The sequence below is a fragment of the Oerskovia merdavium genome (assembly GCF_014836755.1).
Lineage (GTDB): Bacteria > Actinomycetota > Actinomycetes > Actinomycetales > Cellulomonadaceae > Oerskovia > Oerskovia merdavium.
The window spans coordinates 427,588-439,983 of record NZ_JACSQF010000001.1 but is presented as its reverse complement, the minus strand read 5'-3'; the positions used below and the strand labels follow the sequence as shown (position 1 = coordinate 439,983).

The 12,396-nt window shown below is 73.4% G+C and carries 10 protein-coding genes and 1 tRNA gene; 7 read left to right on the top strand and 4 right to left on the bottom strand.

Annotated elements, in window-relative coordinates:
• Positions 1 to 420 precede the first annotated feature (420 nt).
• The 4 genes from H9641_RS01800 to H9641_RS01785 all read left to right on the top strand — a co-directional run bounded on the left by H9641_RS01800 (position 421) and on the right by H9641_RS01785 (position 5,762).
• The gene (locus tag H9641_RS01800) at positions 421 to 1,707 is read left to right on the top strand and encodes an aggregation-promoting factor C-terminal-like domain-containing protein (RefSeq protein ID WP_191800449.1); all 1,287 of its coding nucleotides are present in this window, start codon (positions 421 to 423) and stop codon (positions 1,705 to 1,707) included.
• Between the two features lie 119 nt (positions 1,708 to 1,826).
• Complete coding sequence (rsmA, locus tag H9641_RS01795; protein WP_191800447.1) at positions 1,827 to 2,747, top strand: 16S rRNA (adenine(1518)-N(6)/adenine(1519)-N(6))-dimethyltransferase RsmA; 921 nt, start codon at positions 1,827 to 1,829, stop codon at positions 2,745 to 2,747.
• Positions 2,744 to 3,682: a 4-(cytidine 5'-diphospho)-2-C-methyl-D-erythritol kinase gene (locus H9641_RS01790; protein WP_191800445.1), complete on the top strand. Its 939-nt coding sequence runs from the start codon at positions 2,744 to 2,746 to the stop codon at positions 3,680 to 3,682. The genes rsmA and H9641_RS01790 overlap by 4 nt, the downstream gene beginning before the upstream one ends.
• 187 nt (positions 3,683 to 3,869) lie before the next feature.
• Positions 3,870 to 5,762 (top strand): ABC-F family ATP-binding cassette domain-containing protein, encoded by a 1,893-nt coding sequence (locus tag H9641_RS01785; protein ID WP_191800443.1) that lies wholly within the window; start codon positions 3,870 to 3,872, stop codon positions 5,760 to 5,762.
• An 81-nt stretch (positions 5,763 to 5,843) separates the two neighbouring features.
• On the opposite strand, the gene H9641_RS01780 is transcribed toward H9641_RS01785, so the two are convergent.
• The 4 genes from H9641_RS01780 to H9641_RS01765 all read right to left on the bottom strand — a co-directional run bounded on the left by H9641_RS01780 (position 5,844) and on the right by H9641_RS01765 (position 9,334).
• Positions 5,844 to 6,344 (bottom strand): MarR family winged helix-turn-helix transcriptional regulator, encoded by a 501-nt coding sequence (locus H9641_RS01780; protein ID WP_191800441.1) that lies wholly within the window; start codon positions 6,342 to 6,344, stop codon positions 5,844 to 5,846.
• Positions 6,345 to 6,415: 71 nt separating this feature from the next.
• Complete coding sequence (locus H9641_RS01775; RefSeq protein ID WP_191800439.1) at positions 6,416 to 7,648, bottom strand: ABC transporter permease; 1,233 nt, start codon at positions 7,646 to 7,648, stop codon at positions 6,416 to 6,418.
• On the bottom strand, positions 7,645 to 8,619 hold the full coding sequence (locus H9641_RS01770) for an ABC transporter ATP-binding protein (RefSeq protein ID WP_191800437.1): 975 nt from the start codon (positions 8,617 to 8,619) through the stop codon (positions 7,645 to 7,647). The genes H9641_RS01775 and H9641_RS01770 overlap by 4 nt, the downstream gene beginning before the upstream one ends.
• Before the next feature lie 103 nt (positions 8,620 to 8,722).
• Positions 8,723 to 9,334 (bottom strand): TetR/AcrR family transcriptional regulator, encoded by a 612-nt coding sequence (locus H9641_RS01765; protein ID WP_191800620.1) that lies wholly within the window; start codon positions 9,332 to 9,334, stop codon positions 8,723 to 8,725.
• A 257-nt stretch (positions 9,335 to 9,591) separates the two neighbouring features.
• On the opposite strand from H9641_RS01765, the gene H9641_RS01760 reads away from it, so the two are divergent.
• The 3 genes from H9641_RS01760 to H9641_RS01750 all read left to right on the top strand — a co-directional run bounded on the left by H9641_RS01760 (position 9,592) and on the right by H9641_RS01750 (position 12,361).
• Positions 9,592 to 9,663 (top strand) — tRNA-Gln (locus H9641_RS01760).
• Between the two features lie 17 nt (positions 9,664 to 9,680).
• The gene (gene glmU, locus H9641_RS01755; RefSeq protein WP_191800435.1) at positions 9,681 to 11,381 is read left to right on the top strand and encodes a bifunctional UDP-N-acetylglucosamine diphosphorylase/glucosamine-1-phosphate N-acetyltransferase GlmU; all 1,701 of its coding nucleotides are present in this window, start codon (positions 9,681 to 9,683) and stop codon (positions 11,379 to 11,381) included.
• Positions 11,378 to 12,361: a ribose-phosphate diphosphokinase gene (locus H9641_RS01750; RefSeq protein WP_191800433.1), complete on the top strand. Its 984-nt coding sequence runs from the start codon at positions 11,378 to 11,380 to the stop codon at positions 12,359 to 12,361. Before glmU ends, H9641_RS01750 begins: the two co-directional genes overlap by 4 nt.
• Positions 12,362 to 12,396: the final 35 nt, after the last annotated feature.

Sequence of the window (12,396 nt, the reverse complement as noted above, 5' to 3'; positions counted from 1 at the left end):
CGCCCCCCCCCCCCCCCCCCCCCCCCCCCCCCCCCCCCCCCCCCCTCTCCCGTGCCGGCGCGGTGCCCGTGCGTGAGGTTCGTGGGGGCGAGAGACCTGCGCCGGGTGCGACGTCGGGGTCTGTCCGGGTGCGCCCGGATCGTCCTGTGACGTGGATCGCGGGCGAACGGGACCGACTTGGTGATCGATAACGAGTCGGTTACGGTCGAGTGTCCCGCGTGCAGAAGTCGCCTTGGTGTGATCGAGCGCGGGCGCCGTGTCGGCAGGCTGCACAGCCCAGGACCCGACACCCTGGACCGCCGGATCGGCTGGTCGAGCCCCTGGAGCGACCCCGTCGCCTCGCGCCGTGCGCGGACCAGGGCAGCGCCGCAGTGCGCGCCTCGACCCCCCGTGCCCGGACAGCACGACGACTGGACCCGAGTGAAGAACCCCTTCCGCACCGCCGGTGCGCGCAGCGCGCACCCCGCTCCTGTCACACCTTCCGACACCACGGCCCCCGAGGACACCTCTCCTGCCGGCGTCGAGGCACAGGCCTCCGCCCCCACAGCCACCAAGCGCCGCCGCTGGCCCCTGATCGCCGGTGCGACGGCCGTCGCGCTCGTCGCGACCGGAGCGGTCGCCTACGGCAGCGCCAAGAAGACCGTCGAGCTCGACGTCGACGGCCAGATCACCTCGGTCAGCACGTACGCAGGATCGGTCGAGGGCCTCCTCGCCGAGGAGGGTGTGCGCGTGACCGACCGCGACCTGGTCGCTCCCGCGGCCGACGCGCCCCTGAAGAACGGTGCCGACGTCGTCGTGCGCTACGGACGGCAGGTGACCGTGCAGACCGACGGCGCCCAGAGCGACGTGTGGCTCACCGCGCTCGACGCCGACGAGGCGCTCGAGACGCTCGCGGCGCGCGGCGGCGACGTGCGCCTCGTGGCCTCGCGCTCGGCGGCCGACGGCCGCGCCGAGCTCCCGGTGCGCCTCGACGCGGACGGGCCCGTCAACGTCGTCGCCGACGGCGTGACCCGGACGGCCCCGGACGGGTCGATCGGCGTGGACGCGATCCTCGAGCAGCAGGGCATCGTCCTGGGCGAGCACGACCGCGTCTCGGTGGCCCGCGACGCGTCGGCAGACCCCGCGGTGTCCCTCGTCGTCCACCGCGTGGTCGTCACGGACCTGCCGACCACGACCCCGATCCCGTTCGAGACCACCGTCCAGGAGGACGCGAACGTCTACGAGGACGAGGCCCCGACGGTCGCCCAGGAGGGCGTCGAGGGCGTGCACACGCTCGTCGAGCGCGTGACCACGGTCGACGGCGTCGAGGAGTCCCGCGAGGTCGTCTCGGACGGCGTCACGTCCGAGCCCGTCGCCAAGATCGTGGTGCAGGGCACCAAGGAGCGGCCGAGCGGCCCGGCAGCGGCCGGGTCGGCACGCGAGATCGGGCGCCAGCTCGTCGCGGCCCGCGGCTGGGGCGGCGAGCAGTTCGCGTGCCTCGACAAGCTCTGGACCAAGGAGAGCAACTGGAACTCGTCGGCGACCAACCCGTCGTCGGGCGCGTACGGGATCCCGCAGTCCCTGCCCGCCTCCAAGATGGCGAGCGCCGGGGCCGACTGGCGGACCAACCCCGCGACCCAGATCACCTGGGGCCTCAACTACATCGCGGGCAGCTACGGCACCCCGTGCGCCGCGTGGTCCCACTCGCAGGCGAGCAACTGGTACTGAGCTCGCGCAGGCGGACGTCGGTACCGAGCCGCCGAGCACCGCTCGCCGGCGGGACCGGTGCAGGCCGTCGAGCACCGCTCGCGGCGGCCTGCACCGGTCCAACCGGTAGGCTTCCCCGCATGAACGACACCCCCAACGCCCTGCTCGGTCCGGCACAGATCCGCGACCTGGCAGGGCGTCTGGGCGTGCGGCCCACCAAGACGCTCGGACAGAACTTCGTGCACGACGGCGGGACGGTCCGCAAGATCGTCCGGACCGCGGGGATCGGCGCGGGGGACCGGGTGGTCGAGGTCGGGCCGGGCCTGGGCTCGCTCACCCTGGGCCTGCTCGAGGTGGGCGCGAGCGTCGTCGCGGTCGAGATCGACCCGCCCCTCGCGCAGCAGCTCGCCGCGACCGTGGCCGTGCACCAGCCCGACGCCGCAGACCGCCTGACGGTCGTGGCCGCGGACGCGCTCGAGGTCACCGGGCTCCCGGGCGAGGCGCCCACGGCGCTCGTCGCGAACCTGCCCTACAACGTGGCCGTCCCCGTCCTCCTGACCTTCCTCGAGCGCTTCGACTCGCTCGAGCGTGTCCTGGTCATGGTCCAGGCCGAGGTCGCGGACCGGCTCGCCGCCCCGCCCGGGAGCCGCACGTACGGCGTGCCGTCGGTCAAGGCCGCCTGGTACGCCTCGGCCCACCGTGCCGGGACCGTGGGGCGCAGCGTGTTCTGGCCCGTGCCGAACGTGGACTCCGCGCTCGTGGCGCTCGACCGCCGCGAGCCCCCGGCCACGACGGCGACGCGCGAGGAGGTCTTCGCGGTCGTCGACGCGGCCTTCGCCCAGCGCCGCAAGATGCTCCGTTCGGCCCTCGCGGGGATCGCGGGCTCGTCGGCTGCTGCGGTCGAGGCCCTCGAGCGTGCGGGCGTCGACCCGACGGCGCGCGGCGAGCGGCTCACGGTCGAGGAGTTCGCGCGCATCGCGGAGCAGCTCCCGCTCGTGCAGGCCGAGGCGGCCGCTTCCGCAGGCGAGCACCCGGAACGACCTGGCACAGTGGACGCGTGAGCCCCCACCTGTCCGCCGCGCCTCCGGTCTCCGTCCGGGTCCGGGCGCCCGGGAAGGTCAACCTGTCGCTGCGCGTCGGGGCACGCCAGGAGGACGGGTATCACCCTCTCGTGACGATCTTCCAGGCGGTCTCGCTCGTCGAGGAGGTCACGGCGACGCTCGAGACCCCCGGCGCCGGCCTGTCGTTGACGGTCTCGGGGGCGCAGGCCGAGCGCGTGCCGGTCGACGAGACGAACCTGGCGTGGCGGGCCGCGGAGTCCCTGGCGCGCTACACGGGCGTGGACGCCGACGTCCGGCTGCACATCCACAAGGGCGTGCCCGTCGCGGGCGGCATGGCGGGCGGCTCGGCCGACGCCGCGGCCGCGCTCGTGGCGTGCGACCTGCTGTGGGAGACCGGTCTGTCGCGGGCCGAGCTGTCCGACCTCGCGGCCGGGCTCGGCTCGGACGTCCCGTTCGGGCTCGTGGGTCACACGGCCGTCGGGACCGGGCGGGGGCACCTGCTGACGCCCGCGATGGCCCGGGGCGAGTTCCACTGGGCGTTCGCGGTCCGGGACGAGGGCCTGTCGACCGCCAAGGTGTTCCAGACGTTCGACGAGGTCGTGGGTGGGACCCCCGACGTCGAGCTGTCGGACGACACCGAGCTCATGCAGGCCCTGCGCGCGGGCGACCCCGTGGGCCTGGGCCGCGCCCTGCACAACGACCTGGAGCCGGCGGCGCTCGCCATGGCCCCCGAGCTCGGCCGGACGCTCGAGGTCGCTCACGAGGTGGGCGCGCTCGGCGTGATCGTCTCGGGCTCTGGTCCCACGGTCGCGGCGCTCGCCCGCAGCAGGCAGCACGCGCTCGCGATCGCGGCCTCCTGGACGGCCGCAGGCGTCGCCGACTCGGTGCACTGCGCCACGGGCCCGACGTCGGGCGCGCGCGTCCTGGCCTCCTGACCGTCCGCGCTCGGCCGGACCGGGCGCGGCGCGTGGCCGGAGGCGGACCTCGGTCGACGGCACGTGCACGCCGAGCCCGCGGCTCGCTGCTCGCGGGGGCCGGTGCGGGGCAGCCCTCCCCGGGGTCCCGGCACCCGATGCCCGGCGCGTATCCTCGCTAAGGCACTTCTCCCTCTCGAAGGAACTCATGGCACACCTCCTCGGCGCCGACGACATCCGTCTCGTCGTCGGCACCCGCACCCTGCTCGACGGCGTGAGCCTGGGCCTCGACGACGGCGACCGCGTGGGCGTCGTCGGCCCCAACGGGGCCGGGAAGTCGACGCTGCTGCGCCTCCTCGCGGGGACCGCCGTGCCCGACGCCGGACGTGTCACCCGGGTGGGCGGGCTGCGGATCGGCATGCTCGACCAGCGCGACGAGTCGCCCGCGGGCACGAGCATCCGCGACCTGGTCCACGGCGAGTCGGCCGAGCACACGTGGGCGGGCGACGCGGGCATCCGCGCGGTCCACGCGGGCCTGCTCGGCGACCTGGACCTCGACGCCCCGGCGAACACCCTCTCGGGTGGGCAGCGTCGGCGCGTGGCGTTGGCTGCCCTGCTGGTCGCCGACCACGACGTGCTGTTCCTCGACGAGCCCACCAACCACCTCGACGTCGAGGGCGTCGCGTGGCTCGCCGAGCACCTGCAGGCGCGGTACGCGCGCCCCGGTGCCCGAGGAGCGCTCGTGGTCGTGACGCACGACCGCTGGTTCCTCGACGCGGTGTGCACGCGCATGTGGGAGGTCACGGGCGACGGGACGGGAGCGGTCGAGGGGTACGAGGGCGGGTACGCGGCCTACGTCCTGGCCCGTGCCGAGCGGGCCCGTACCGCCGCCGTCACGGCCGAGAAGCGCAACAACCTGCTCCGCAAGGAGCTGGCCTGGCTGCGCCGCGGGGCCCCCGCCCGCACGTCCAAGCCCAAGTTCCGGCTCGACGCGGCCGCGGCGCTCATCGCCGACGAGCCGAACCCGCGCGACACGCTCGAGCTCACGCGCATGGCCACGCGCCGCCTCGGCAAGGACGTGCTGGACCTCGAGGGCGTCACGGTCCGCATGCCGGCTCGCGACGGGGATCCCGACGCTGCGGAGAAGGTCCTGTTCGACGACGTCACGTGGCGCCTCGGCCCGGGCGACCGCTACGGCGTGGTCGGGGTCAACGGCGCGGGCAAGACGACGCTCCTGCGCCTGCTGGCCGGGCGGCTGGCGCCGACCGCGGGCACGGTCAAGCGCGGCAAGACGATCCACGTCGCCGAGCTGACCCAGGACGTCGACGAGCTCGACGAGATCGGCGGCCTGCGGGTCGTGGAGGTCATCGAGCAGGAGAAGCGCACGGTCGCGGTCGACGGCAAGGAGCTCACGGCGGCCCAGCTCGTCGAGCGCCTCGGGTTCACGCGCGAGCGTTCGCAGACCCTGGTCCGTGACCTGTCGGGCGGCGAGCGCCGCCGTCTGCAGCTCCTGCGCCTGCTCGTCGGCGAGCCCAACGTGCTGCTGCTCGACGAGCCCACCAACGACCTCGACACCGACACCCTGGCAGCCATCGAGGACCTCCTCGACGGCTGGCCCGGGACGTTGATCGTGGTCTCGCACGACCGCTACCTGCTCGAGCGGGTCTGCGACCGCGAGGTCGCGCTCCTGGGCGACGGGACCATCCGCGACCTGCCGGGCGGGGTCGAGGAGTACCTCGCGCTGCGCAAGGCCGCGATCGCCGCGGCAGCGGGATCGTCTCGGGTGGGCGGGACCCGCGCGGGCGCGACGGCCACCGGGGCCGGTGCGCCGTCGTCGGGCACGGGGAGCACCGGCGACACGACGGACGCTCAGCCCGCCCCCTCGGGGGCGGACGTCCGCGCCGCGAAGAAGGAGATCGGTCGCATCGAGCGACGCCTGTCCAAGATCGCCGAGCTCGAGGCGCGCCTGCACGACAAGATGGCGGCCCAGGCGACCGACCACGCGGCGATCCTCGACCTCGACAAGCAGCTCCGGGAGCTCGCGGACGAGAAGGAGACGCTCGAGACCGAGTGGATGGAAGCGGCCGAGCTGCTCGACTGACCTCGCCCGTCGCTGAGTGCGGGGCTTGTGCGCGACGCGCTCGGCGTCTCTCGCACGAGCTCCGCACTCAGCGGGAGGCGGTCACGCCTCGAACTGACCCACGACCGTGCGCAGCAGGTTCGCGAGGCCCAGCCGGTCCGCGGGCTCGAGCGCCGCGAGGACCTCGCGCTCGACGGCCAGCAGGTCCGTCATGGCGGCGTCGACGCGCTCGAGGCCCTCGGGCGTGAGCTCGACGAGCACGCCGCGGCGGTCGTCGGGGGAGCGGTGCCGCTGCACCAGGCCGCGGGCCTCGAGGCGGTCGATCCGGTTGGTCATGGTGCCGCTCGTGACGAGCGTCTGCGTGATGAGGGCGCCGGGCGAGAGGCGGTACGGCTCGCCCGCCCGGCGCAGCGCGGACAGCACGTCGAACTCCCAGGTCTCCAGGTGGCCGCGCGCGAACGCGCTGCGGCGCGCGAGATCCAGGTGCCGGGCCAGCCGGCTGACGCGGGAGAACACGGTGAGCGGCTCGACGTCCAGGTCCGGACGCTCGCGCTGCCAGGCGTCGACGATGCGGTCGACCTCGTCCGGGTGCGGGTGCTGCATGACGTGAGGCTACTCGACATTCCTCGACATCAAGAGTCTTGACGGGCCTCCCGCCCCAGGACGGGCCCCTGTCAGCTCGCGCGCAGGGCGTCCCTGAGCTTGATCCGCCCCCCGGTGCGGAGCACCGCGTTCGAGTAGATCTTGCCCGCGAGCCACACCAGGACCGGCACGAGGGCCAGCGACAGGCCGACCGCGAGCAGGATCTCCCACGTCTCGACCGTGCCCAGCGCGATGCGGATGGGCATGAGCAGCGGCGAGCAGAACGGGACGTAGGACAGCCACACGACCAGCGGGTTCTCGGGGTCCCACGGGCCGATCGAGATCCCGATGATGTACGGGATCATCATGAGCATCAGGACCGGGGTGATGACCGATCCCACGTCCTCCTGACGCGAGACCAGGGCCGCGAGCGCCGCCAGTGCGAGCGAGTACATGACGAACCCGATCACGAACCAGACGAGCACCCAGGCCGCGGTCGCGCCCAGGTTCACGCTGCTCGCGTCGACGAGCCCCAGGGCGAACGCCGTCCCCACGCCGCCCCCGACGACCACGACGAGCTGGATCAGCCCGATCGCGCCGATGCCCAGGACCTTGCCCGCCATGAGCTGCCACGGGCGGATCGTCGCGAGCAGCAGCTCGACCACGCGGCTCGTCTTCTCCTCCACGACGCCCTGCGCCACGAGCTGGCCGCACGTCATGAGCGCGATGAAGATGAGGATGCCGCCGACCATGCCCGTCACGACCTGGGCGGGGTCACGCTCCTCGGCAGGTTCGAGCGCCTCGACCGTGGGGGCCGCGGACGCGATCTCCTGCGCGACGGCGGACGGGTCGCCGCCCAGGGCGGTGATGGCACCGGAGAGCGCGGCCTGCTGGGCCAGGCCGGTGAAGACGGGGGCCAGGGTCGTGCCGAGCTCCTCCTTGACCACGACCGTGAAGGACGCGGGCGTGCCGGTCACGAGCGCGTCGAGCGTGCCGTCGGCGACCTGCTCCCGGCCGTCGGTCTCCGAGACCTCGCTGACCTGGATCTCGGTGCCGACCGCGCCGCCCGCGGCCTCGAGCTGCGGGCCCAGGGCCTCGGCGCCCGACGTGACACCGACCTTCTGGGCCGCAGGACCCTGGTCACCCACGACGCTCAGCAGGAAGCCGCCGAGCACCACCCCCACGAGCAGGGCGACCGTGGTCCAGACGAACGCCTTGGACCGGATGCGCGTCGAGATCTCCCGGCCTGCCACGAGCGAGACCGCGCCCCACGTGCTCACGGGCGAGTGGGGCTGGGGTGCTGGGGGCTGTCGCACGGCGCTCATGCCGAGACCTCCTGCCGGGTCGAGGGGGTCGTGGGATCGTCGTCGGCCGGCCCGGCGGACGGCGGAGCGTCGTCGCTGCTCACGACGTGGCGGAAGAGCTCGGTGAGCGACGGGCGCTGCGGCGTGAACTCGCGCACGGGCCCCGTCGCCAGGGCGGCGCGCAGCACCGCCTGCTCGGCCCCGTCCTGCGGCGAGTCGACCTCGACGAAGGTCCTGGCGCCGTCGTACCGCAGGACACGGACGCCCGGGAGCTCGGACGCCCAGCCGGGTGGCGCGGCCGGGGCGTCGACGACCCACTGCGGGCGCTGCGTCGCGCGCAGCTCCTCGATCCCGCCGACCTCGACCATCTCGCCCGCCTTGACGATCCCCACGCGGTCGCACAGCCGCTCGACCAGGTCGAGCTGGTGCGAGGAGAAGACGACGGGCACGCCGGCGGCGGCGCGGTCGCGCAGGACGCCGCTCATGACGTCGACCGCGACGGGGTCCAGGCCGGAGAAGGGCTCGTCGAGCACCAGGATGTCGGGGTCGTGCACGAGCGCGGCGGCGAGCTGCACGCGCTGCTGGTTGCCGAGCGAGAGCTTCTGGACCTCGTCGCCGCGGCGCGCGTCGATCCCCAGGACCTGCGTCCAGTGCTCCATCGCGGAGCGGGCCGCGGCGGTGCCCAGCCCGTGCAGCCGGGCCAGGTAGACGAGCTGGTCCCCGACCTTCATCTTGGGGTAGAGCCCGCGTTCCTCGGGCATGTAGCCGATCCGACGGCGCATGGCCAGGTCGAGCGCGCGGCCGTCCCACCGGACCTCGCCCGAGTCGGGCGCGAGCACCCCGAGCGCGATGCGCATGGTCGTCGTCTTGCCCGCCCCGTTCGAACCGACGAAACCGAAGATCTCCCCGGCCCCCACCGCGAAGGACATGTCGCGCAGGGCGCGCACGGTCCCGTAGGTCTTGTTCAACCTGTCGATCTCGAGAGTCGCCATGAACCAACGAAACCACGGACGGCACGAGCCGTCACGGGCGGAATGTCACGGGCTTCGCCTCGTGGCGGGGCCGGGCAGAGGCCCGGGGAGCGCAAGGCCGCGCTCAGTCCTCGGGGCGCGGCTTGCTCGTGAGCGCGGGCTTCTTCTCCATGCCGGACAGGCCGTTCCACGCGAGGTTCACCAGGTGCGCCGCGACGTCGGCCTTCTTGGGGCTACGGACGTCGAGCCAGTACTGGCCCGTCAGGGCGACCATGCCCACGAGCATCTGCGCGTAGATGGGGGAGACCCGGGGGTCCAGGCCGCGCCGCTTGAACTGGTCCGCGAGCAGGTGCTCGACCTGCGTCGCGACGTCACCGATGAGGCTCGAGAACGTCCCGGTCGCCTGGGCGACGGGCGAGTCGCGCACGAGGATGCGGAAGCCGTCCTCCGACGTCTCGATGTACGTCAGGAGGGCCAGCGCCGTGCGCTCGAGCAGGACCTTGGGATGCCCGCCGGACGACAGCGCGCCCGTGAGCGCCGAGGTCAGGCCCTGGATCTCGCGGTCGACGATGACCGCGTAGATGCCTTCCTTGCCCCCGAAGTGCTCGTAGACGACGGGCTTGGACACCTCGGCGCGTGCGGCGATCTCCTCGACGCTCGTGCCCTCGAAGCCCTTCTCGGCGAACAGGACGCGGCTCACCTGCAGAAGCTGTTCGCGGCGCTGGCTCGCCGTCATGCGGGATCTGGGAGGTCGTCTGGAGTCTGCAGCCACGGGTCCATCATGCCGTGCCGGTGCTCGCGGGGTCGGGGCGCGCGCTGTGCTGGGACGGGGTGCAGGGCCCGCGAGTGACGTGCTCCTCACACGTTCTCCCCACGTCCAGGACCCGTTCGGGCGTGGAGCACGGCGCCGGACCTGGCAGACTGTTCTCCGGACGAGCGATGGCGCGCGCGGTCGGGGGTCGCCCCGCGGGTGTGCGCGTGTGTCTGGTCCGTTCCGCCTTGGTGTAATCGGCAGCACAAGGGTTTTTGGTGCCTTTAGTCCAGGTTCGAGTCCTGGGGGCGGAGCTCGTGCAACCAACCCGATGGGAGCCCCAGTGACCGACGCTGTGCCCGACGCACCGCCAGTGCCAGCCGCAGTCATCGTCCTCGCCGCTGGTGCGGGGACGCGGATGAAGTCCGCAACCCCCAAGGTGCTCCACCCGCTCGCCGGGCGCAGCATGCTCGGCCACGCGATGGTCGCAGCGCGCGACCTGTCGCCGCAGCGGATCGCCGTCGTGGTCCGCCACGAGCGTGACCTCGTGGCTGCCGCCGCGCTCGAGGTCGTCCCGTCGGCCCTCGTGGTCGACCAGGACGAGGTGCCCGGGACCGGGCGAGCCGTCCAGTGCGCGGTCGAGGCGCTCGACGTCCGGGCGCAGGCCGAGGCAGCGGTCCACGGCGTGCCGATCGGGCACGAGGGCCGCGGCCCGGTCGAGGGGCTCGAGGGGTCGGTCGTGGTCCTCGCGGGCGACATCCCGCTCCTGGACGCCGCGACGCTCTCCGAGCTGCTCGCCGTGCACCACTCGGGCGGCAACGCGATCACGGTCCTGACGACCGAGGTCGACGACGCCACGGGCTACGGCCGGATCGTGCGCGACGAGCAGGGCGGGGTCCTGAGCATCGTCGAGCACAAGGACGCGACCCCCGAGCAGCGCGCCATCCGCGAGATCAACTCGTCGGTCTACGTGTTCGACGCCGGGATCCTGCGCGGTGCGCTGCGCCAGGTCACGCAGGACAACTCGCAGGGCGAGGTCTACCTGACCGACGTCCTGCAGATCGCCCGCGAGGGCGGCGGTCGCGTCGGCGCGCTGCGCGTGGCCGACCCGCTGCTCGTCGAGGGCGCCAACGACCGCGCCCAGCTCGCGACGCTGCGCGCCGAGCTCAACCGCCGCATCCTCACGCGCTGGATGCTCGAGGGTGTGACCGTGATCGACCCGGCCACGACCTGGGTCGACGTCGACGTGGACCTCGGTCACGACGTGACGCTGCTGCCGGGCACCCAGCTGCACGGCGCGACCACGGTCGGAGCCGGCTCGACGATCGGCCCCGACACGACGCTCACGGACATGGAGATCGGCGCGGGGGCCACCGTGGTCCGCACGCACGGCAGCCTGTCGGTCATCGGTGACGGCGCGAGCGTCGGTCCCTTCGCCTACCTCCGCCCCGGCACGGTCCTCGGCGAGAAGGGCAAGATCGGCACGTTCGTCGAGACCAAGAACTCGACGATCGGGACCGGCTCCAAGGTGCCGCACCTGTCGTACGTGGGTGACGCGACGATCGGTGAGCACACCAACATCGGCGCCGCGAGCATCACGGTCAACTACGACGGCGTCTCCAAGCACCGCACGGTCATCGGCTCGCACGCCCGGACCGGCGCGGACAACATGTTCGTCGCCCCGGTGACGGTGGGCGACGGGGCCTACACGGCCGCCGGCTCCGTGATCCGTCGCGACGTGCCGGCCGGCGCGCTCGGCGTGAGCGGTGCACCGCAACGCAACGTCGACGGCTGGGTCGCCCGCCGTCGCCCGGGCACGGCCGCGGCCGAGGCCGCAGCCCGCGCGCACGAGACCGACGACGAGACGCCCCCGCCGCTGGGCGCCCAGGCCCAGGCGCAGCTCGCAGAGGCCTCCGCGACGCCCCCGGCCCCCCGACCGACCCCCGTGCCAGCCAGCCCGGGCGTCCCCACCGTCCCCGACGGATCCAGCACCACGACCAGCAGCACGAACGAAGGGTCTTCCCCACGATGAGCAGCACGATCGCCGGCACCGGGGACAAGTCCCTCGTCCTCGCCTCCGGGCGCGCGCACCCCGAGCTCGCCAAGGACGTCGCGCGGGAGCTGGGCATCGACCTGCTCCCCACGACCGCCTACGACTTCGCCAACGGTGAGATCTACGTGCGCTTCGGGGAGAGCGTCCGCGGCGCGGACATCTTCCTCCTGCAGAGCCACACGGCGCCGATCAACCAGTGGATCATGGAGCAGCTGCTCATGGTCGACGCGGCCAAGCGTGCCTCGGCCAAGACGATCACGGTCGTCCAGCCCTTCTACGGCTACGGTCGCCAGGACAAGAAGCACCGTGGGCGCGAGCCCATCTCGGCCCGCCTCATGTCGGACCTCTTCCGCACCGCGGGTGCCGACCGCCTCATGAGCGTCGACCTGCACGCCGCGCAGACCCAGGGCTTCTTCGACGGCCCGGTGGACCACCTGTGGGCCATGCCGATCCTCACGGACTACGTCCGCACGCGCGTCGACACGACCAACGTCACGGTCGTCTCGCCCGACGCGGGTCGTATCCGCGTGGCCGAGCAGTGGGCCGCCAAGCTCGGCGGGGGCCCGCTCGCGTTCGTCCACAAGACGCGCGACATCACGCGACCCAACCAGTCCGTGGCCAACCGCGTCGTCGGTGACGTCGAGGGGCGCGACTGCGTCCTGGTCGACGACCTGATCGACACGGGCGGCACCATCGCAGAGGCCGTCAAGGTGTGCCTCGCGGCAGGTGCCAAGTCGGTCATCGTCGCGGCGACGCACGGCGTGCTGTCCGACCCGGCGGCCCAGCGCCTGTCCGAGTGCGGTGCGAGCGAGGTCGTCGTGACCGACACGCTCCCGATCGCCGCGGAGAAGCGCTTCCCGCAGCTCACGGTCCTCTCGATCGCGCCCCTCATCGGCCGTGCGATCCGCGAGGTCTTCGACGACGGCTCGGTCACGTCGCTGTTCGACGGCAACAGCTGAGTCCGGCTCCGTCCGACGGCCCGGCCCCTCGACTC